Origin of the sequence: Corallibacter vietnamensis (assembly GCF_039537875.1) — a bacterium.
In the GTDB taxonomy this organism is placed as follows: domain Bacteria; phylum Bacteroidota; class Bacteroidia; order Flavobacteriales; family Flavobacteriaceae; genus Corallibacter; species Corallibacter vietnamensis.
The window spans coordinates 49,959-73,316 of the sequence record NZ_BAABBI010000006.1; the positions used below are offsets into that span (position 1 = coordinate 49,959).

17 protein-coding genes are annotated in these 23,358 nt (G+C 34.0%); 9 read left to right on the forward strand and 8 right to left on the reverse strand.

Features of this window, described 5'->3' with window-relative positions; all coding sequences use genetic code 11:
* Positions 1-11: 11 nt before the first annotated feature.
* Positions 12-971 carry a Gfo/Idh/MocA family protein gene (locus tag ABD690_RS12810; protein ID WP_344731005.1) on the reverse strand — a complete coding sequence of 320 codons (960 nt, stop codon included), beginning with the start codon at positions 969-971 and terminating at the stop codon, positions 12-14.
* Between the two features lie 158 nt (positions 972-1,129).
* On the opposite strand from ABD690_RS12810, the gene ABD690_RS12815 reads away from it, so the two are divergent.
* Entirely contained in the window at positions 1,130-1,771 is a 642-nt protein-coding gene (locus tag ABD690_RS12815; RefSeq protein ID WP_344730987.1) for a protein-L-isoaspartate(D-aspartate) O-methyltransferase, read from the forward strand.
* Here the strand turns inward: ABD690_RS12815 and ABD690_RS12820 are convergent.
* From ABD690_RS12820 to ABD690_RS12850, 7 genes are all read right to left on the reverse strand, one after another.
* A complete protein-coding gene (locus ABD690_RS12820; RefSeq protein WP_344730988.1) occupies positions 1,768-2,286 on the reverse strand; it encodes a DUF1648 domain-containing protein in 519 nt (172 codons plus the stop codon). The genes ABD690_RS12815 and ABD690_RS12820 overlap by 4 nt on opposite strands.
* Before the next feature lie 2 nt (positions 2,287-2,288).
* The gene (locus ABD690_RS12825) at positions 2,289-2,840 is read right to left on the reverse strand and encodes a hypothetical protein (RefSeq protein WP_344730989.1); all 552 of its coding nucleotides are present in this window, start codon (positions 2,838-2,840) and stop codon (positions 2,289-2,291) included.
* Between the two features lie 24 nt (positions 2,841-2,864).
* Positions 2,865-5,336, reverse strand: a complete 2,472-nt coding sequence (locus ABD690_RS12830) for a DUF5686 and carboxypeptidase regulatory-like domain-containing protein (protein ID WP_344730990.1) — start codon at positions 5,334-5,336, stop codon at positions 2,865-2,867.
* Positions 5,337-5,408: 72 nt separating this feature from the next.
* Positions 5,409-5,864 (reverse strand): SsrA-binding protein SmpB, encoded by a 456-nt coding sequence (smpB, locus tag ABD690_RS12835; RefSeq protein ID WP_344730992.1) that lies wholly within the window; start codon positions 5,862-5,864, stop codon positions 5,409-5,411.
* A 149-nt stretch (positions 5,865-6,013) separates the two neighbouring features.
* On the reverse strand, positions 6,014-6,676 hold the full coding sequence (gene deoC, locus ABD690_RS12840) for a deoxyribose-phosphate aldolase (protein ID WP_344730993.1): 663 nt from the start codon (positions 6,674-6,676) through the stop codon (positions 6,014-6,016).
* A gap of 763 nt (positions 6,677-7,439) precedes the next feature.
* Positions 7,440-10,049, reverse strand: coding sequence for an ATP-dependent chaperone ClpB (clpB, locus tag ABD690_RS12845; protein ID WP_344731006.1), 2,610 nt, complete (start codon positions 10,047-10,049; stop codon positions 7,440-7,442).
* Between the two features lie 127 nt (positions 10,050-10,176).
* Positions 10,177-12,963 carry an ATP-binding protein gene (locus ABD690_RS12850; protein WP_344730994.1) on the reverse strand — a complete coding sequence of 929 codons (2,787 nt, stop codon included), beginning with the start codon at positions 12,961-12,963 and terminating at the stop codon, positions 10,177-10,179.
* A 225-nt stretch (positions 12,964-13,188) separates the two neighbouring features.
* Here ABD690_RS12850 and ABD690_RS12855 point away from each other — a divergent pair, with 225 nt between their 5' ends.
* The 8 genes from ABD690_RS12855 to ABD690_RS12890 all read left to right on the forward strand — a co-directional run bounded on the left by ABD690_RS12855 (position 13,189) and on the right by ABD690_RS12890 (position 23,219).
* The gene (locus ABD690_RS12855) at positions 13,189-14,445 is read left to right on the forward strand and encodes a T9SS type A sorting domain-containing protein (protein WP_344730995.1); all 1,257 of its coding nucleotides are present in this window, start codon (positions 13,189-13,191) and stop codon (positions 14,443-14,445) included.
* Positions 14,446-14,450: 5 nt separating this feature from the next.
* Complete coding sequence (locus ABD690_RS12860; protein ID WP_344730996.1) at positions 14,451-15,707, forward strand: Kelch repeat-containing protein; 1,257 nt, start codon at positions 14,451-14,453, stop codon at positions 15,705-15,707.
* 81 nt (positions 15,708-15,788) lie between these two features.
* The gene (locus ABD690_RS12865) at positions 15,789-16,577 is read left to right on the forward strand and encodes a lipocalin-like domain-containing protein (protein WP_344730997.1); all 789 of its coding nucleotides are present in this window, start codon (positions 15,789-15,791) and stop codon (positions 16,575-16,577) included.
* Between the two features lie 34 nt (positions 16,578-16,611).
* Entirely contained in the window at positions 16,612-20,394 is a 3,783-nt protein-coding gene (locus tag ABD690_RS12870; RefSeq protein ID WP_344730998.1) for a T9SS type A sorting domain-containing protein, read from the forward strand.
* A 117-nt stretch (positions 20,395-20,511) separates the two neighbouring features.
* Entirely contained in the window at positions 20,512-20,898 is a 387-nt protein-coding gene (gene ytxJ, locus ABD690_RS12875; RefSeq protein WP_344730999.1) for a bacillithiol system redox-active protein YtxJ, read from the forward strand.
* 228 nt (positions 20,899-21,126) lie between these two features.
* Positions 21,127-21,402, forward strand: coding sequence for a hypothetical protein (locus tag ABD690_RS12880; protein ID WP_344731000.1), 276 nt, complete (start codon positions 21,127-21,129; stop codon positions 21,400-21,402).
* A gap of 104 nt (positions 21,403-21,506) precedes the next feature.
* Positions 21,507-22,577 carry a hypothetical protein gene (locus ABD690_RS12885; RefSeq protein WP_344731001.1) on the forward strand — a complete coding sequence of 357 codons (1,071 nt, stop codon included), beginning with the start codon at positions 21,507-21,509 and terminating at the stop codon, positions 22,575-22,577.
* A 12-nt stretch (positions 22,578-22,589) separates the two neighbouring features.
* Positions 22,590-23,219 (forward strand): DUF6705 family protein, encoded by a 630-nt coding sequence (locus ABD690_RS12890; RefSeq protein WP_344731002.1) that lies wholly within the window; start codon positions 22,590-22,592, stop codon positions 23,217-23,219.
* The last annotated feature ends 139 nt before the right edge of the window (positions 23,220-23,358 follow it).

Here is a 23,358-nt window from a genome sequence, read left to right on the forward strand (position 1 = left end):
TAATTTTAATTTTAGAATTGATTGATAATCATTGTAGCAACACGCAAAGCTTCTGTACCATCATGTAGTGTTACAATTGGTTTTGTGTTGTTGTTAATAGCGTCAGCAAAAGTTTCTAGCTCGTCTAGAATAGCGTTGTTTCCTGCTACATCCGGATTATCAAAATAGATTTGTTTTTTTACGCCTTCAGCATTTTGAAGAATCATATCAAAATCTCCAGGTGTTTCTGGTGCGTCTTTCATTTTTACAACTTCACATTTTTTCTCTAAAAAATCTACAGAGATGTATGCATCACGTTGAAAAAAACGTGTTTTTCGCATGTTCTTTAATGATATTCTACTGGCTGTAAGGTTTGCTACGCAACCATTTTCAAATTCAATTCGTGCGTTAGCAATATCAGGTGTGTCACTGATTACAGAAACGCCACTAGCTGAAACGTGTTTTACTTTAGATTTCACAACGCTTAATATGATATCAATATCATGAATCATTAAATCTAAAACCACAGGAACATCAGTGCCTCTAGGGTTGAACTCGGCTAGCCTATGTGTTTCTATAAACATAGGGTTTTCAATTTTGTCCTTCACCGCTGTAAACGCAGGATTAAACCGTTCTACATGACCAACTTGACCGCGTATGTTATGTTCGGCTAGTAGTTCTCTAATGTGTTCTGCTTCTTCAACAGTGTTTGTGATAGGCTTTTCAATAAAAATATGTTTTCCTTTTGCAATGGCTTGTTTAGCACAATCATAATGCGATAATGTAGGTGTTACAATATCTACCATATCAACAGCATCAATCAATGCTTCAATTGAGTTAAAGTATTTAAAGCCAAACTCGGCTTCTACCTTTTTAGCATTAGCTTCATCAGCATCATAAAATCCGACAAGCTCATATTTTTCAGATTGATTAAGTAATCTTAAATGAATTTTTCCAAGATGCCCAGCACCAAGAACTCCAGCTTTTAGCATGTTATTTACGTTTTCAACAAAAATAAGATTTTTCACTATTTATTGGTGTGAAATTATTAATAAAATGTTGTAAATTATAGAGGAATGATAATTGTTGAAAGATTAATTTTTAGCTTCAGAATCTTTGAATTATTTTAGCTCTGAAAACCTGACTAACATTGAAAGATACGTTTAAACACCGCGGATTAAGGCAAAAGCTTGTTGAAGTTGTTAAAGCAAAGGGCATTACAGATGATAATGTTTTAAAGACGATAGGAAATATTCCTAGACATTTGTTTATGGACTCTAGTTTTTTAGATCATGCATATCAAGATAAAGCATTTCCTATTGCTGCTGATCAAACTATTTCGCAACCATACACGGTAGCTTTTCAGTCTGAATTACTACAAATTACACCTGGAGACAAAATTCTAGAAATAGGAACAGGTAGTGGTTATCAAACTGCGGTATTATGTGAGCTTGGCGCTAAAGTTTATAGTATTGAGCGCCAGCATGAGCTGTTTAAAAAAACAAGTAAATTTCTTCCTAAACTAGGTTACAGACCCAAGAAACTCATTTTTGGAGATGGCTACATTGGGCTTAAAGAAGAAGCGCCTTTTAAAGGTATTATTGTAACTGCAGGAGCGCCATTTGTGCCTAAAGCGTTATTAGCACAGTTAGAAATAGGAGGAAGGCTTGTAATTCCTGTTGGAGAAAATGTACAAACAATGACGCTTTTTATTAGAAAAGGGCCAAAAGATTTTGAAAAGCATGAGTTTGGAGAATTTAGATTTGTACCCTTATTAGAGGATAAAAACTAATTTTTTTGTTTTCTTATTGTAAGTACAACTTGTATTATTGGAACAACCACCATTGCTAGAAGAATACAGTTTAATACATAGTGAGATATTAGGCTAAAACCACTTTCACTGTTAATAGATACGCGGACAATCTCATAATTAATGATTAAGAATAATGATGCAACACCAATATTCATATAAGTCATCATTTTTATAGCCGATTTATATTGCTTTTCGGCATTTTCTGGTGTAATTTTTACAGGATAATTAAATTGATGCGGGTATCGCATCAGTTTATACATTCCAAAAGTTAGTACAAACCCTAATATGGTTAAAAACCAAATAGAATTTTTTTCAGCATAATTTGTGACTTCTCCAGAAAAATTAAAATGGACAGGTACTTGGGCTGGTAACGAGTTGTAGTTGATTAATGTGTAAACCAAACCAATACCTAAAAGTATAAAGGGTGTGAGTTGCAAAAACTTATCTTGTACACTTTTTTCTATATCTATTTTTGGTCTATCATCATGAAACATAATTACTCTTTTGGTGGTAAATACGCCTGTGGAATAGGATTGTTTTCAGTTTCTTGAGTCCAATATACATTTATTATCCACCAACGGTAACCATCATTTAAAAGTTGAATACTGTTAATGCCTCTCATAAAAGGCGTATCATCTTCTTTGTTTTTATAAGCTTCGTAAGTACTGAAAACTTGAGCTATATTTCCAAATGTGTTAGTAACTCTATGAATTTCTCTTTCATGAAATCCGTTTTCTTCAAGCCAGGTTCCAGAAGTACTTACATAATCTCTTGGCGACATGTAGCGCACATGAAGTAGGGGGTCTTTAGGTTTTTTTCCGGCAGGAATAAGCTTAGCATCTTCTTTAAAAAGGTGTTGAAACAGACTCCAATCTCTCTCAAAACCTCTGTCTCCTGAAATTACATTATATAAAGATGTGACAATAGCATCAATACTTTCTACATTTTTAGAGTAATCTATTTCTTCAATATCTGTTTCGGTGTCTTGCGCCCAAAATGATTGTGTACTGCTTATTAAAATAAAAAGTATATATAATGTTTTTCTCATGCGTTAGTTTTTTATCAAAAATAACTAATTAAGAAGTTTTATGCCAAAAATAATAGCATCACTTTGAAAACCGCTTTGATATGATCGAACATAATCTAATCTTAAAAATCTAAAATTGCCCCAACCTAAATTGTCTAAACCAATAGAGAACTCTTGATAAGGATTTTTTCCATCTACAGAAAGAGCGTGAGCTCCAGCTACCAAGTTAAAATTAAGCTTATTTAAAAGAGGAATTTTTCCTAAAATAAAGCCTTTAAAATCATGTTCAACATGAAGTTCAGCATAAGATTTATTAGTGCTCATGCTGTAATATGGTAAGTTGTTAAAAACATTTATATAGCTGCTACCAGAGCCAATTTGTGTTTGATTACCGTTAAAGTGTTTGTAATCTATAAAAGCAATATTATCTGCATTTATAAAAGTTCCTCCTTTTAGGTTATATTGAAAATATCCTTTGTTTCCTACATCAAACCCTTGGTATATTCGTGCTTTGATTTCATCAAAATTATAGTTTGATATTGTTGCTCCAAACCCTTTTTCATAACCAATTAACAAGCTTGGATATTTGTCTGATGATACATTAAATTTTCCATCAGGGTAACTCATGTATTTTTGTCCGAAATTAATAAACGCATTAATGCCGAGTTTCATAATGTTATGAGATACAAAAGGCGCATTTGTATAAGCTGTTTCGTCTAATGGATTATTACTAGAGTATGCTTTGTCAGCTTGAGGAAACCATGCTTGATCTGTGGTGTTAAAAAGTGGTTTTCTAGCTTCGTAAGCAATGGCAGAACCTAAATAAAGACCATTAAATAGCTCTTGAGAGTAGTCTGCTCTTATGAATTGCTTTTCATATAGCTTCATGTAATTTTCTTCAGCTAGTAGTGAATATGCCGTGTTTATGAGTTTTGAAATAGGGTTGCTACCATTAAATTGTTCTACAGAAACACCACCCGAAAGTTTTGCAAACCGTCTGTTTGTGTTGTTAAATTTATAAGATATTGCTCCTGATACTCGTAATCTTTCGTCACTAAAACCATAGTTTATTTTAGCATTAGCACTAAAGCGTTTGGTGTAATCATCGTAACTTTTGTTAAAGTATAGGTTTATGTCACTATTAAAGCCTTGTACGGTATTAAAGCTCAAGTTCTCTAACGGATTTGAATATCCTATATTCCAGTTTTTATAAGAGTTTTGATAATTGTAGCCAAAAAGGACGTTGGTTAACTTGAATTCATTACGTTCTGCGTCAATGGAATCTAGGTATGTTTCAGATTTCCTTATTGTTTGTATGCTGTCTTTTTTTACATAGTCAGTCGCTTCTTCAGTAGTTAAAGGAACTGGGCGTTTGTTGTTCCAGAATAAAGAATCTTTTTTATTAGCTTCTTTTTCAAATGATAAAATCTCGCTTGTAAATGTTTTTTTGGTAAACTCCGGATGAAAATTATAATTACTATAAACAGCGGTAAAGCGGCCATTTCCAGTTATTCCAAACATGCCATATGAAAAGTCAATATTGTTAGAGATTAAAGCCCAAAGTTTATCAATATCAGAGTAAGAAAAAGTTTGCTTTATGGTAATGGTTTTTGCAGCGGGAATTTGAGCTTGTTCTCCTGTAACACTCAATTCTAACCCATAAAGTGCCCATTGGTCTTCAACAATGTAAATGGTTCCAGAGAATACTCGATCATTTTCTCGCCTTGGAATTACTGCTATTTGATTGATTAAGTGTCCTTGGTCATCATAAAAAACTCCTTCTAGTTTATAGCGGTAGTAATTAAAAGCGTTGCTAGCTATGGGTGATACAATTTGATTGCCAATTTCTACAGTTGAGTTGTAGATGTTAAAATCAACACTACTAGCGCTATTAAAGCTAAAACCGTTATCATTACCACTCACTTTAGAGGCTATAATATGCTCTTTTAATTTATCTGGATATTGGTATGTAAGTTTTGAAATTGTTTCAGATAGATAGATCATTCCACTACGTGTTGAGTCTAAATTACCATCTAAATCGCCAATTTCTTGACCAAGTATTTTTTCGGGAACATTTTCAATTTTTATAAAGCCTCTGGAATAAAAATCTGATGTGTAAGTTTTTGTGTTTTCTAGGTTTTTCTTTCTGTGAGCTATTGCATTTCGTATTATTTTATTAGCTGGGTTTTCGTCAGAATTAATGATTACTTCAGTAAGAGAAATATCTTCGTTTTCAAGCGTTGCATCTAGCGTAAAAGGAAATGAATTTATAGAGACTGTTTTTTTTAGAGTTTTGTAGCCTATAAATTTAAAAACTATGGTGTAAGTTCCTTTTTCTGATATATTTAATTCGTAAATACCATTATCGTTACTAGTAGTACCTGTGTAAGTGTTTTCAATATAAATATTTACAAATGTAAGTGGCTCTCCTTGTGTAGATGTTACACTTCCTGTAACTTGAGAAAATAACGTAGTGTTGATTAATACTATAAAAGCGAGTAGTAATAGTTTTTTCATAAATTGATTATTAGCATGTTTCAAACATAGCTATAATATCAATTACGAATTGTTAGAGATGTCATAAAATTATTAAAAGCTTTTTTTGATTCTGTCAAGCCTAACTTTATTTTCTCTGTCTTTTATTGTTTCTCTTTTATCGTAAAGTTTTTTACCTCTTGCAAGAGCAATAACTAGTTTGGCAAGACCGCGTTCATTAATAAACAGGCGTAAGGGAATTATAGTTAGTCCTGTATTTTTGACTTCTTTTTCAAGTTTTTTTAACTCTCGTTTGTTGAGTAATAACTTACGTTCGGCTTTAGGTTTGTGATTGTAATATGTGCCGTACAAGTATTCTTCAATAGTCATGTTTATAACAAACAATTCGCCTTGCTCGTTAAACTCACAAAAACTTTCAGCTATTGATGCTTTACTGTTGCGAATAGATTTAATTTCGGTTCCAGTTAAAACAATACCTGCGGTATACTTATCTAAAATTTCGTACTGAAATTTAGCTTTTTTGTTCTGTATGTTTATTTGTTTTTGCATGAATGTCAAAGGTAAATAATTTAAGGGGAAATTATAATTTTAAAAGGATATGATTTTTAAAACGCAGATATATGAAATAAAAAAGCAATTATATAGCTTATATCGTATATATAATTGCTTTTCTGATAATGTTTTTATGAGAAATAGTTTTAGCTGGCCTCGGTTAGTAAGGACTCTGATGCTATTTGAGCACCAGACGAAGTGCCTATTCTATCAGCGCCAACCTCTATATACTTCAAAGCAGTTTCATAATCTTTTATACCGCCAGAAGCTTTAATTTTTACTTTATCTTTTACCGTTTTCTTTATCATCTTAATGGCTGTAAGTGTCGCGCCACTTTTTGAGAATCCAGTAGAAGTTTTTATATAATCTGCTTTAGCGTCGATACAAATTTGACAAGCTTTAATTATTTCATTTTTAGATAATTCACTGATTTCTAAAATTACTTTAAGAGGTGTGCTGCCTATAGCTAATTTAACATCGCAGATGTCTTTGTATACAGCTACATAGTTTTTACTTTTTAGCATTCCAACATTAATAACCATATCAATTTCGTTAGCACCATCTTCAACGGCTTTTTTAGCTTCACAGACTTTGGCTTTAGTGCTCATAGCACCTAAAGGAAAACCAACAGTAGCACATACTTTTATGTTGGTCATGGTTAAAAAATGTTTAGACAAAGGCACATAGTAGCTATTTACGCATACGGCATGTAGGCGATATTTCTTGGCTTCGTCACATAATACTTTTATATCTTTTTTTGTTGCAGCTGCATTTAGCAGTGTATGATCAATATGCTGATTTATGGACATTTTGTGTAATTTGTAGGTTAAGATGTTGTAAAAATACGATTAACGGTTGATTTTTTTAAATTTTTAACGAACTTTTAGATAAACGACATGTGCTTGTTTTTTCTATTAAAAAGCGTTTTTACATTTTTTATTATTGTCTTGAAGTTGGCTGAAAAAATATTTTGTTTGTAAGTATTTGTTTGTTAGTTGTATATGTGAATTTTCTTACTTGCTGTTTTCTGAAATAATCTTTTGAGTCCACTGAATAGCATTGCTTAAGGAATCAAAAATAGCAAAGGGCTTATTATAAATTTACTTTCATATTCGGCCCTTTTAAACATTTTCTCGTTGTTCGGGATAACCGCTATGGCTACCAAGTTAGATGTTTTTTCAATTTCTTTATAAACTATAGGGTTTACAGAAAAGGAAGTAATTCTATTAGAAATGTAAGCCATTTTACAACCGTTAAAATGCTGCTCTAAAATGAGTTTTAAATTGTTGGTCTATTCTAAATCAAAATTTTCCCCTTCTTTAACCTGCTTGATTAAGAAGTTGTCAAAAACAAAGACTTCGGCATGGCCGATGTCATAATAATGAAATATTCTCGTAAAAAATTGATTTGGAGATATTTAAAGATAGTGAATTTTGAAATACGAGTGAGAATTATGTGCAAAAAAAAGCAACGCTAGTCTTATGTGTATAAGATGTGCGTTGCTTTTCAATTAACTAACCAACTATTATGAAAACGAATACTTCGTTTCTTTATTATAACTTTAACAAGTTTTTAATACTCTTCTGAAACTAAATCGCCTTGGTTTCTAAATACTAATTTATCATCAAAAGCATCCAGTAAAATAATACTGTCTGTAGATACTTTTCCAGATAGTATTTCTTTACTTAACTCGTTTAAGACTTCTTTTTGTATCACGCGTTTTACAGGTCGTGCACCATATTCTGGATTGTACCCTTTTTTTGCTAAATAGGTTACAGCTTCTGGTGTTGCATCAAAAGTGATGCCTTGTTTTGCAATCATCTTAGTGATGCCTTTTAGTTGTAAGCCAACAATAGCTGTAATGTTTTCCTTGCTTAAAGGTGTAAACATAATAGTATCATCAATACGGTTTAAAAACTCTGGTCTTACCGATTGTTTTAATAAGGCTAACACATCTACTTTTGCAGCTTCCATAGCAGCATCAATATCTTTTGTAGCTTCAAAACGCTCTTGTATTACATGACTTCCCATATTTGAAGTCATAATGATTATCGTGTTTTTAAAATCTGCCAAACGTCCTTTGTTGTCTGTTAGATGTCCTTCGTCAAGTACTTGTAACAAGATGTTGAAGGTGTCTGGATGCGCTTTTTCAATTTCATCCAATAATACTACTGAATATGGTTTGCGTCTTACCGCTTCGGTCAATTGTCCACCTTCGTCATAACCAACATATCCTGGAGGTGCGCCAACCAATCTGCTTACTGCGTGACGCTCTTGGTATTCGCTCATATCTATACGTGTCATCGCGTTTTCATCATCAAACAGATATTCTGCTAATGCTTTTGCCAATTCGGTTTTACCAACACCTGTGGTTCCTAAAAACAAGAAGGTTCCGATAGGTTTTTGTGGATTTTGTAAACCTGCACGACTACGTCTTACAGCATCACTTACAGCAGCAATGGCTTCTTCTTGTCCAACCACGCGCTTGTGTAATTCGTCTTCAAGCTTTAGTAGTTTTTCACGCTCGCTTTGTAGCATTTTGGTAACAGGAATTCCTGTCCATTTTGCAACCACTTCGGCAATATCATCATAAGTGACTTCTTCTTTAATTAACGAGTTCCCAGATTGATTCTCTTGAAGTTCCTTTTGAAGTTTATCTAACGATTCTTGGGCTTCCTTAATTTTTCCGTAGCGAATTTCAGCTACTTTACCATAATCGCCTTCGCGTTCTGCACGTTCAGCTTCTAGCTTGTAGTTTTCAATAGCCTGTTTGGTATTTTGAATATTGTCAACCACTTCTTTTTCACTTTTCCACTTGGCGTAAATTTCGTTACGTTCTTCTTTTAGGTTTGCTAAATCTGAACGCAAAGACTTTAATTTTGCTTCGTCTTTCTCACGTTTTATGGCTTCAATCTCAATTTCCAACTGCATGATTTTTCTGTCTAAAACATCCAGTTCTTCAGGTTTTGAATTGATTTCCATGCGCAGTTTAGACGCAGCTTCATCCATTAGGTCAATGGCCTTGTCTGGAAGAAAACGGTTGGTGATATAACGCTCTGATAATTCTACAGCACCAATAATCGCTTCGTCTTTAATGCGTACTTTATGATGTGTTTCGTACTTTTCTTTAATACCACGAAGTATTGAAATGGCACTTTCGGTATCAGGTTCATCAACCATTACTTTTTGAAAACGTCTTTCAAGGGCTTTGTCTTTTTCAAAATACTTTTGGTATTCGTCTAACGTTGTAGCACCAATAGCACGTAACTCACCACGCGCTAACGCAGGTTTTAAAATGTTGGCAGCATCCATAGCGCCTTCGCCTTTTCCAGCACCAACAAGTGTGTGAATTTCGTCAATAAAAAGTACAATGTCACCTTCGCTTGTGGTTACTTCTTTTACAACCGCTTTTAATCGCTCTTCAAACTCACCTTTGTATTTAGCACCAGCAATTAGTGCTCCCATATCCAAGGCAAATATTTGTTTATCAACGAGGTTTTCTGGGATATCACCATCTACAATTCTATGTGCTAAACCTTCAGCAATAGCCGTTTTACCAGTTCCTGGTTCACCAACAAGAATTGGATTGTTTTTGGTACGACGTGATAAAATTTGAAGAATTCTACGAATTTCTTCATCACGACCAATAACAGGATCCAATTTTCCGTCTTTGGCTAATTGGTTTAGGTTTTTAGCGTATTTGTTTAACGAGTTGTAAGTGTCTTCTTGACTTTGAGACGTTACACGATCACCTTGACGTAGCTCATCAATGGCTTTTACAAGGTCTTTTTCAGTAACGCCTTGGTCTTTTAGCATTTGTGCAATCTTACTGTTTGATTTAAACACAGCAAGAATAAGATGCTCAACAGACACATAGTCGTCGTTCATTTTTTTAGCAATAATTGCTGCTTCGTTAAGGCTTTTTCCAGCTTCGCGAGAAAGCATAATGTCACCACCAGATACTTTAGGTAAACTTTCTAGTTGTCTATCTAAAACCTGTTGTAGGGTCTGAACGTTTACATTTAGCTTTTTTAAAATAAATGGTAAAACGTTTTCATCAACAAGTGTAATGGCTTTAAAAATATGCTCATTTTCTATTTGTTGATGTTGTAAGCTTTGGGCAAGCTGTTGCGCTTGCTGTATCGCTTCTTGTGATTTTATTGTATAATTATTAAAGTTCATGTGTTTAAATTTTTCCTTTCTTTGTAGCGTATAAGTCAATAATCTTACCAATACGTTTTGAGTGACAAAATGTCGTTTTGAAGCAGTTATAGCGTGACTTTTCGTCAGTTTCAAGAAGGGTGAATTTTTATATCAAATCAGCAGGAGCAATACCGAAACGCTCTTTAAACTTTTTATTAAAATAAGCAGAAGAACTGATGCCAACAGCAAAGCGAACTTCTGAAAGTGTGAAGAAAGTTTTATTTTGAAGAAAGGTAAAGGCCTTTTGTAATCTAATTTCTAAAATAAATTTTACAGGGCTCATTCCTGTGTATTGTTTCATAATTCTAGCTAATTGGCGTTGGCTATATCCTACATAATCTGCTAACTCTTTTATTTTGAAATCGTCATTGTCTAGGTTTTCAACAATGTAAGTTTCTATTTTTCGTAGCAGTTTTTGGTCTGATCTTTCGGTTGTTGAAAGTTGATTTGTATTTTCAAGTTGCCATTTTATACGTGATGCTTTGTTTTTTAAAAGGTTTTTTATGCGTGCAATTAATTCATTTTTGTTGAATGGTTTTACAATATAATCCGCAATGCCAAGCGAGAACCCTTTTATTTTATCAATTTCTAGAGTCTTGGCAGATATAAAAATAAATGGTGTGTACTTGTGTTTTTCTATGGTATTTATTTTTTCACGAAGTTCAAAACCATCAATCTTGGGCATCATAATGTCTGATGTGATTAACGAATAGGTTTGGGTTTTTAATAAATTTAAAGCTTCTTCGCCATTAAAAGCAACATCACAATGATATATATCTTCAAGTAGCTCTTTTAAATAGGTCGCCATTTGTGGGTTGTCTTCTACAATAAGAATGTGTTCTTTTATTGAAGAATTATTATGATTTGGAAATTGTTGGGGTATTAGACTAGTTGGTTTAGTTACATTTTCAGTATTATTTTCTGTTGTTTGCATTGGAATTTTTAATGTAAATGTACTGCCTTTACCAGGCTTACTATCAACGGTTAAGCTTCCATTTAAAAGCTCGGAAAACTCTTTTGATAGTGCTAGTCCAATGCCTATGCCGCCAACCTTACTAGCGTTTTCTGACTGATAAAATCGCTCGAATATTTTTTTCTGCTCATCATATTTGATGCCTTCTCCAAAATCGGTCACTGATACTGAAAGTGTATCAGTATTGAAGACATCGTTAACAATAATTTTTGAGTTTGATGGCGCGTATTTAATGGCGTTTGAAAGAAGGTTGTTTATGATTTTTTCAATCTTTCCAATATCAGTATTTACAAAAATGGTGTTTGCTATGTTTGAATAATAACTTATTTCTACAGCTTTGATTTGTGCCATAGAATGAAAGGAAAACACAATGCGCTCTAAAGACGTGCGTAAGGGAACAGCGGTTTTGTTAAGTGTCATTTTATGACCTTCAAACTTGAGGAGTTCCAAAATTTCATTGGCGTCATCAGTGATTTTTTTTGTGTTGTCTAAAGCCACTTGAAGGTTTTTTTTGGCTTTGGTTGTATTGTCTAGATTTTCTAATGCTAAATTTAAGTTTCCAGAAACTAAAGTGAGTGGTGTACGGATTTCGTGTGCTATGTTTCCTAAAAATTTGGTGCGCAATTGATTGATTTCCTGTTCTTTTTCAAGCTTCATTTGTACAAGGGTTTTTTTACGCTTTTGCTTGGTTATAAGCCAAAGAATAATGAATAATCCCAATAACAATGTACCAATACTGCTAAAAATCCATTTATTTCTTGCGTTTCTTTGTTTAGCAATTTCCAATTCTTGTAGTGCGATTTCCTTATCTTTTTCTGCTAGGTTGAACTTGGCATCAAATTCGGCAAATTTTTCTTTTGACTGATAATGGCTTATGGAGTCTTGCAACGTAAACATTTCTTTAGAAGTAATAAAAGCTTTTTTATAGTTGTTGTTTCGTTCATAGGCAACAGCCAGCTTTCTTAAAAGATAAAATTCATTTTGAGGAATGGTTTGTGGCAATTGTTTAGCCTTTTCTAAAGCGGCAATAGCATCGCTCGTTCTATTGAGGTTAAGCAAAACGCTTCCTTTTCCTATTAATCCAAAGTTTTTATATATGTCTAAATTTAGGCTATCTGCTATGGTGATGGCTTTGTTAAAGGCTAGTAGGCTTTTTTTATAGTGTTTTGGTGTTAGTAATCCTTCGTTTTTCGATAAATAGGCATCACCTTCATAGAGGTAAAAAGAAGCCTGCTCTTTAGGCTCACTTTTGTGTAAGCTGTTCAATGCTTTTTTTGCGTATTCTTCAATATCTTCTGGATTTTCAACGGCCTGCATCAGGTTTTTATAGGTGTACAGTTTTTCTGTTTCTGGGGCGTTTATGCTGTTATATACCTTTAAAGCTAGCAGTAAATATTTTTTGGCGTTTTTGTGTAAACCAGTGGTATTGTACATATCGCCCAAGTTATTGTATGCATCAGCAAGGTAGATTTTATTTTGGAGTTTTTTTGAAAATTCCAAAGCAGATTCATAATGTTTTAAGGCTTCGTCATGTTGTTCTGAAAGCATTAAGTTTTTTGCTAAATGGGTGTGTATTCTAAACAAATATATAGTTGAATTGCTTTCCTTGGCTTGTGCTAAAAAGGGCTTAATGAAAGCTATTGCTTTTTTATAATTTCCTTGAGAGTAATAAGTATCTGAAATATATTCAACAGAGCGAAAATACAACGAATCACAATCACAAGTTTTGGCAAGTTTTAAGGCTTCATTAAAATATACATTTGATGAATCTATGCTTTGTTGTCTTTGTCCTTCCTGCTGTAAAAAAATAATCTTGTCTTCAACAGATTTCTGTTGTAAAGAATCTGGAAGTAGTTGTTGTGAGCAAATAGTTTGAAACAGCAACAAACAAATAATTGATGGTAGGTTTTTAATTTTCATAGTAATATTACTTACTCAAAGATACTAAAATACAGCGTATTAGTGTTTTGATGTCCGTTTTGAGTCGGTTGATGTCCAAAAAGCGTTAGGGTGTCTGTTTTGAGACATACGATGTCCAATAATTGAAAGTTGAGACAACGCAAAGCGGCTAGTTTTGTATGCAGTTTTGTTCAAAGTAGAACAGTATCTCAAATTAACCATTCAATCATTTAAAGACTTAAAATAATGAAAACAATTACTACTTTATTTTTAATAATGCTGTTGTCAGTAACAGCTACTGCCCAAGATGTATATGTAGCAGGCACAGATCAAACTTCTATGTCTACATCAAAACTTTGGAAAAATGGTTTTTTAGAATATACTCTGGGATCATACCCTTCACTTGCAAGTTCTGTATTTGTGTCTAATGGAAATGTATATACTGGTGGGAATGTTAGTTTTCCAGGAGAAGAAAGCAGGGCTACTCTCTGGGTTAATAGTACGCCGCAATATTATACCAATGGTGATTATTCAGCAAGTATAAACGATGTGTTTGTATCTGGCAATGATGTATATGCCATAGGTTATCACCGAACAGGAAATAACAACAATGCCGTTGCTACGCTTTGGGTAAATGGTATAGAACAAACATTAACCAACGGAAATACTAATGCTAGTGCTCTTTCAGTATTTGTATCTGGAGGCGATGTGTATGTTGCAGGTTATGAAAATAATGGTGCTAAAGACGTAGCAAAACTTTGGAAAAATGGTGCAGAACAAATTCTTACAGACGGTTCTGATAATGCAAAAGCAACATCTGTCCTTGTTGATGGTGGCGACATTTACATAACAGGCTATGAAGAAACTACCCCAGGTAATAACTATGCTATACTTTGGAAAAATGGTGTTGCCCAATACTTGACTGATGGGTTAACATATGCTACTGCTTTAGATGTTGACTTATATGTTGGATTTCCTCTAGTAGTTGGAGGAAAACACGATGGCACCAATGTGGTACCAACGTATTGGCTTGATGGTAGCGAATATCAGGTATCCAACATATCCAATTGGGGGCAAATATTTTCTGTATACATTGCTTCTCCAGCATATGATAACAAAATATATATGGCAGGTTATGAAAGTAATGGTACAAGTAATGTAGGTAAACTTTGGTCAAGTAGTTCACCTGGATGGCAAACTCAAATACTTACAACTAATGGCCAAGCTAGTTCTGTTTTTGTTGATGACGCAACACTAGGGGTTGAAGCACCAAAAGCACTATCAAATTATTTTGCTGTTTATCCAAACCCTGTACAATCTCAATTAAACATCAAAACATCAAAACCACGTGTTTTACAGTTATATAATCTTCAAGGGCAGTTGCTAAATACTATTGAAGTAACGAATCAACATAAAACCATAGATATGACCAACTTGTCGTCTGGTTTATACCTCTTGAAAGATATTGATACAGGAGATACTCAAAAAATTATAAAAGAATAACGGCTATGAAAGAAATTAAAATTTTATTGTTAATTGCAGTATTTGCATTAACAGGGTGTAGCAAAAACGATGATGGTAATTCTTTGCCACCACCAAACCAAGCGCCACAAGCATTCAGTTTATCAGTTATACCTAATAATGCGACTAATGTAGATTTGTTACCAATTCTTGAATGGAATGAATCTACAGATTCAGATGGCGATACCGTAACTTATAGTTTATATATGGATACGCAAAATCCGCCAACAAAACTTGTTCAAGACAACATAACAGAAACAGATTTTGAAATAACAGAACCTTTAAGCCATTACACTACCTATTACTGGAACGTTGTAGCAACTGATGGACAAGCGAGCACAGAGAGTTCAAACGTATTTAGTTTTACTACTCGTGGGATAAATCTTGCTGTTGAAGTAACTAATAGCGCTGGGTTTATTCCTAGGCGCTTTCATCAAGCTGTGTCGTTTAACAATAAGCTTTGGGTTATTGGTGGCGACAACCATAATGGTGAAGACGAAAATGATGTTTGGTCTTCTATTGATGGTGTTACGTGGACAGAAGTAAATAGCAATGCTGATTTTTCTGGTCGTTGGGGGCATACTGTTACCGTATTCAATAATAAAATTTGGGTTATTGGAGGTTATGATGGCACCAATGAAACCAATGATGTTTGGTCTTCTACAGACGGTATAACTTGGAGAGAAGTAACCAATAATTCAGCATTTACAGAACGCAGTAAACACCAAGCTTTGGTATTTAATAACAAACTTTGGGTCATTGGCGGAACTGACGTCAATGGTAATAACAACAGCGTTTGGTCTAGCAGCGACGGTGTAACTTGGACAGAAGTTACGGCATCGGCACAGTTTTCGGGAAGACACTCGTTTTCTGCTCTTACTTTTAATGATAAGATGTGGGTTGTCGCCGGAAGTGATGGCAACGCCAAAAACGACGTTTGGTCTAGTGCTGATGGCGTCACATGGACAGAGGAGACTGCATCAGCACAGTTTTCACCGAGATACAGCCAAACGGTAGTTGCGTTTAGCGATAAACTTTGGGTAATTGGTGGCGATGATGGTAATAATAAAAACGACATTTGGTATAGCAATGATGGAGCCAATTGGCACCAAGCTGTAGAACACGCCACATTTACCGAACGCTATGGGCATGCATCTACTGTATTTAATAACAAAATATGGGTGATTGGCGGCGATGATGATACGGGTACGGGTTTTCTAGGCGATGTTTGGTCTATAAATTAAATCCTTTTTTCACAAACACTATAAATCTATTTAAATATAAAAACAATGAAAACAAAAACGCACACATGCATCAAAATGCTAATGAACAAAATCATTGGCTTAATCATACTATTTGCCTTAATAATAAACTTATTTAACTGTAGCAAAGATGATGATGATTCGCAACCGCAACCACAACCCGAGTTAACTATGGTTGAAAAATTATCAGCAGGTGATGGCAAGTGGTATTATGAAACAGGTTCAGGGGCGAATTTTGACGCCTGTTTTAAGACAAGTTTTTTTAAGTTTATGAAAAACAACACCTTTCAAAGAAAGTTTTACGGTATAGACACGAATAATGATTGTACGCTACAAAGCGAATTAGCAAACACTTTTGAAATTACCGACGATAATAAGATAAAATTTAATGACGATTCAGGAGCAGATGTTTATCCTATAATATCATTTACTGAAAATGAACTGGTTTTACAGTATCCAACCGGCGGCGAACTCACATTAGATAAAACCCCAGGAAACTACGTGCGCGAACCAACTACTAAGGAAAAACTAACTGCTGGTGACGGGAAATGGTATTTTGAATCTCCTGCACATAACACCTGTTATAAAAAGAGCTTTATACGCTTTTTTTCTGAAAACACTTTTATTCAGGAAATATACGATTTAGATAGCAATGATAATTGTGTTGTTCAATCAGGTGGCACAGGTTCAGGGACGTATGAAGTATTAAGTGATACCGAGATAGATTTCACTTTTAGCGGTAGTACAGCAAGTACATTTACCATTATCTCACTTACCGAAAATGAACTGATATTTCAAATTACGGCTAACGGGACTACATCAACAATTGTTTTAGATAAAACCGAAGGCTAATCACCTCCATACACAACATTAAAAACAGCTTACAATGAAAACAATAATACATTATTTGTCAAATAAAAGCATACTGGCAACTATTGCTTGTATGATTGGGATTTATGCTTCTGCGCAAATCACGAACATTCCCGATGCTAATTTTGAGCAAGCGCTTATAGACTTGGGCTACGACACCGTTTTAGATGGTCAAGTTTTGACTGCCAACATAAACACTGTGACAAGTCTTGATGTAGAAAGTAAGAACCTAACCAATTTAACAGGGATAGAAGATTTTACAGCACTTGAGTTTTTAAGTGTTACCAATAATTTATTGACTAACTTAAATTTAAGTCAAAACACCAATTTGACCGAATTGCGATGCGTTTCGAATGAACTTACCTCAATAAACATTTCACAGAATACAGCATTGGAGCGTTTGTGGGTAACGGGAAATGACCTAACTGCTCTAGATGTAAGTCAAAACACCAATTTGATTGACTTGCGTTGTGCCAACAACCCATTTACCAGCTTGGATGTGAGTAATAACATCAATCTTGAGTACCTCGTAATATATTGGAATTCATTAGAAGTTTTGGATGTGAGCCAAAACATTAATTTAACTCATTTAGATTGTAATGGGAGCGATTTTTTAACAACCTTGAATGTTAAAAATGGCACCAACTATTTGATAACGTTTTTTGATGCCACTAATTCGCCAAACTTGTCGTGCATTCAGGTAGATAATGCAGCATATTCTACAACCAATTGGACAGATATAGATCCTACAACAAGCTTTTCAAGTTTTTGCCAAAACTATTACGCCTACATTCCAGATGATAATTTTGAACAAGCACTTATTGATTTAGGGTACGACGATGTATTAGATGATTACGTGTTAGCACATAACATTAATACCATAACGTCATTGGATGTAAGCGCTAAAAACATTGCAACCTTAAGTGGTATACAATTTTTTACAGCCTTGGAAACCTTGGCTTGTGAAAACAACTCCCTATCTGTTTTGGACATACGAAGCAATCCTAATTTAGAAACGCTTTCGTGCTATAATAACCAAATTACAGAATTGTACGTTTACCAATACCCATTTAGCTCTAACCTAAAGACGTTATCCTGTTACAATAACCAAATTTCTTATCTGTATTTTGGTTTGGACAATGTGCTTGAAGAGTTGCATTGCTTCAATAACCAGATAGAAGCCATTAGTTTACTAAACAATATCACATTACAAACATTAAATTGTTATGGTAATGAACTTACTGCTTTAGACTTAAGTCAGACTTCTAGTTTGAGTTGGTTGCGTTGCGACAATAACCAATTGAAAGCCCTAGATGTGAAAAATAGCAACAATAGTCAAATGACATATTTCAACACATCAAACAATCCCGATTTAAGCTGCATCAATGTAGATGATGCCAATTATGCTTCAACAAACTGGACCAATATTGATGCCACCACAACATTCTCTGAAACGTGTGCTGATTACTATACCGCTATTCCTGATTCCAACTTTGAACAAGCACTTATAGACTTGGGCTACGATACAGTTATTGATGGGCAGGTTTTAACAGCTAGCATTAAGACGATAACGCATTTAAATATTAATAATTACTCAATTTCAGATGTAACAGGAATTCAAGATTTTGAATTGTTAACTGAATTATCCTGCTCACAAAACAACCTTACGACTTTGGATGTATCACAAAATAGCAATTTAACAACTTTGATTTGTGTAGAAAACGCTCTAACATCCTTAAATGTGAGTCAAAATACTAATCTTGTATCACTTCAATGTACTTTTAATCAACTCACAACATTAGATGTAAGTCAAAATAACAATTTAGTAAGCCTACTTTGTCTGTACAACTCAATAACAGCTCTTGATGTGAGTCAAAATTCGCAATTAATAAACCTAAGCTGTAGTTACAATCAACTTACGTCACTTAATATTAAAAATGGAAACAATACCAACTTTTTTTCTTTTGATGCAAAAGACAATTCTAATTTAAGTTGTGTAGAAGTTGATGATGTCACTTTTGCCAATGCTAATTTAAGTACTGGAATAAATGGGATAACCGTTTTTTCTGAAGATTGTACTCCTTCATATACAGCCATTCCTGATGTTAATTTTGAGCAGGCACTTATAGACTTGGGTTACGATACCGTAATAGACGGACAAGTATTGACAAGCAATATTAGCACAGTTACCAACCTAAATGTCTATGCCAAAAATATTAGTGATTTAGATGGTATTCAGGATTTTTCAGCATTAGAAGAGTTGAATTGTGCTGCCAACCAGCTCGCTGTTTTTGATGTTTCTCAAAACTTAAACCTGGAAACCTTGTACTGCTTTCAAAACCAATTACAAAATTTAGATGTAAGTAATAACACCCAACTTACATATTTAGATTGTAGCAACAATCAACTTACGGTTTTGAATCTGGATCAAAACCAATATTTAGAACGTTTGTATTGTACAGATAACGACTTATTGGTTTTAGATGTATCGCTTAATGGCGACTTGTACACTTTAAGCTGCTATAACAACAATTTACACGGGTTAAATGTAGCCAATGCCAATAACACTAATTTCAATTTGTTTCAGGCAAACAACAATCCAAATTTAACTTGCATTCAAGTTGATGATGCCACATACGCTACGGCAAACTGGACAGATATTGATGCCACAGCAAGCTTTTCAGACTTTTGTTACACACTTATTCCTGATCCTAATTTTGAACAAGCCTTGATGGATTTAGGACTTGATAATTTTATGGACGGTCAAGTGCAAACCAGCAACATAAACGGAGTAATAAATTTAAACGTGTCAAACAAAAACATTGCAGATCTCACGGGTATAGAAGATTTTGTGAGCTTAGAAATTCTGGATTGTTCCAGCAACAACTTAACAAATTTGGATTTTAGCAATAATTTCCTATTGTTTTTTTTAGATTGCCATGCAAACGATTTAACAAGCTTAAACGTAAGCAACAATGCAAACTTAGCAAGTCTAGACTGTAGCAATAATCAATTAACAACACTAAATGTAACTCATAATAATGATTTGTTAGAGTTGAGTACAAACATAAATCAGTTAAGTCAATTAGACGTTAGCCAAAATAATAACTTGGAATGGTTAAATTGTAATTCCAACTTGTTAACTAGTTTAGATGTATCAAACAACCCTGCTTTATTGGGTTTGACTTTAACGGGAAATCAGATAACTTCTTTAGACTTGAGTCAAAACCTAAATCTTCAGTTTTTATACTGTGACTTCAATCAACTGCAAGCCTTGGATGTGTCACTTCAAACAGATTTAATCCATCTCCATTGCAGTGCTAACCAATTAACAGCATTGGATGTATCACAAAATATAAATTTAACAACCCTAAGAGGATATTCAAACTTATACACCGCTATAAATCTTGCCAATGGCAACAATGCTGCAATGACAGATGTTAATTTGATTAACAACCCAGACCTAACCTGTATTCAAATAGATAATGGGTTTACGCCACCAACCGATGGTAGTTGGCAAAAAGATACTGCAGCTTCTTATAGCTATGCTTGTTCAACATTGGGAATAGAAACAACAAACATAGATACGCTAAAGATGTATCCAAACCCAGTGGAAGAGTATTTAACCATTACATCAAAAATACCTTTAACCTTACAGCTGTATAATGTGCAAGGACAACTTTTAAAGACCGTAAAGGTAGATGAAAATACAACGGTTGATTTTAATGGCTTGCCGTCTGGTGTGTATTTTTTGAAGGACGTAAATGGTTTAGCTAACAAAAAGATAGTGAAGTATTAGTTGTATTGATTTATAGTTCTAAAACCTCGATATGTGATAACAGTCGAGGTTTTTTGTTTTTTAAGACTAACATTTATCTTCGCAGAAAGGTTTAATTTTATTTACGACTATTTTAGTATGGGATTTTTAAAAAACATATTTGGTTCATCTGAACCTAAAGAAGAAAAGATACTGCCTTGGATAGCGCTTAACCAAGTGTCGCAATTAGCAGAAATTACCAAAAACTCACATAACAAGCCACAGCTTATTTTTAAGCACTCTACACGATGTGGTATTAGCCGAATGGTTATGCGACAGTTTGTGAGTGATTATGAACTAACCGAAACTGAAGCAGACTTGTATTATTTAGATTTATTAAACTACAGAGAGGTTTCTAATGAAGTAGGATATACGTTTCAGGTTATGCATGAGTCACCACAGCTATTGGTTATTAAAAATGGGGTAGTAGTTGCCCATGCATCTCATGGCGCTATTAATGATTTAGATTTGAGTACGCTGTCTTAAAACTATGTAACGTTACGTATTGTTTGGTGTTTTTAGGTTGTCTAAATTGTTGTGGTTAATTTTGACCGAACAAACAAACATTTACACTAACTTTAAACAATGGTAAATCATGAAACGAAAACGATTGACAAAACACCTCAAAATTAAAATCCTACTCTTTGGAGTTTCACTGTTCTTGTCAACTGCCAAAAAGACGACGATTTTAAAAACACTGCTCCCATTGAGGTAATGGTCAAGAAACCCATAAGTATTTCAACAATACAGAGAGAACAGATTATTGCTAACAAACAGGTGTGGTCATCTGTTGAAAAACTAAAAACAGAACTCCTTGACTTCAACGCTATACAGCAGAACAGAACGGCATACTCCGATAGTACAGGGTTGGAAATAAACACCGACTTTGCCACATATATTGAATTTGAAAACGGCTACCATTCCTACACTTTTTGGGTAACCAACACGCCTGACTATGGTGGGCTACAGAATGTTCTTATTAGCCTATAGCCAGACAACAGCTACAAGGAGTTTTTAGTACATTATGATATTACTGACGAAGAGATAATGCAGATATAACAAGAAGAGGAAGTTGACCTAATCGATAGATTTCTATGACTGAAATCAATTCAGGTTTTACAGAAGATATTTTTTCTAGGGTTGTTTATGAAGATGAGTGCACAAAGCTTGATTTCGAACCTAACACCTGTTCTTCAGGAGCACATGAATATGGTGATAATAGTTGCACTTATCTTGACCCTGAAAATAACGATGGAACTCCTGCTGCACCAGGTGGCACATACACTACTACACTAAAACCCTGTGATATGCCTACAGGTGATGTGACGCCTGACACCTCAAACCCATCTAACCAAGGGCCGCATGGCAGTGTAGGTAATGGAGGCAACACTTCCTCTCCTACAACTTGCGCTGGTAGTAGAAAATGTGTGCCTGTGGGTACAGGCCCTATTTTAACACAGGAACAAATTGACCAAAAAAATTGTGATGAACTCAATCGCATTGGAAATTCTGCTTATGCTGCTAGTGCTTTCATTACCCTAAATAATAATCTTAATCAAAATACTGAAACAGGATTCTCTCTAGATATTAGGCCAAATTTTCCTTATTTCGCACCTATTCCTAAACAATTAATAAGTGATAGTGAAGTAAGTGCTGGTCAAAATCCATATAGCTTTGCCTATTTACATAACCATTTTATTGGTAAATTTGAAATGTTTGGTCATGGTGATATTCACACTCTGTTTAGATACGCTAACAATTTCAACCCAAGTTTATTGCCAAATTATCAATTTGACAACTCTTTGTTTGTTGTCTTTATGACCGTAAGAGACAATACCTATGCTATTAAAATCGAAGATATAGATAAACTAGCTACAATTCAACAATATTTTGTTGATGAAAGAGCAAAAATTGACTTTGCCAATGATTTAGAAGATGTTTTTAAAGATGCAAATAGAGATGCTAATGGAAATAGAAGATCAAATCCTGCAGACGCTGACCAAGAGGAATTGGCAAAAGCCTTTCTGAAATTTGTAAATGAAACTAATGACTTTGGTATTGCACTTTATAAAGCCAATACAGACGATGTGTTAAGCCAAAATGCAATTTGGCAAAAATTGTCATTAGATGAAAATGGTGATTTAACACCTACTAACTGTAATTAAAATTTAAAAATTATGAAAAAAACAATTTATTTATTAATAGTCTTTATTCTGACAGCTGTCTCTTGCAAAGCACAAAGTCCAGTTATTTCAATTTATGATGATTTGAAAGTTCCAAGACAACAAAATGCCTATTATAAAGATACGGATAATGATTTCGACAGGTTTATTGGTACTTGGAAGTATACCAACGGGCAAGAAGAGTTTACTATAGTTTTAAACAAGAAATTATTAGATTACCATACTAACTATAAGAATATTTCGTATTATGAAGATGTCATTTATGGTGAGTTTCGATATGTAGATTCAAATGGAGTAGAACTCGTTAACACGCTTTCAAATATTGATAGTAATCCCACGGATATATCTGAACATTTAATATTTGGTAATAAGATAAATCCATCCTTGTTTTTGCCAAGTTGTGAAAACTGCCACCCAAATGAACGTAGTATCTTTTTGAGTTTTCGGGATCCTTTAAGAGATTACATTAAGTGTGAACTTGTTTTAAGAACTATACCTAATACTCAAAATAGTAATGTAAACGATTTAAAAGCGGTTATAAGAGGTAAATATTCGATAATACCTGAAGGCTCACCAACAGATAGTAGAATACCTTATGGTAAGTATTTGATGATAAAACAATAGAAAACTAACCACAACAAAGTACTGTGGTAAAAAACAAGTAAAAATCTATTAATTTTTCGCTAAAGTACTTTTATAAGCATCATCATATATCAATCCTGATTTTGCTATTGCAAAAGCCTGTTTTAGTAACTTATTACAC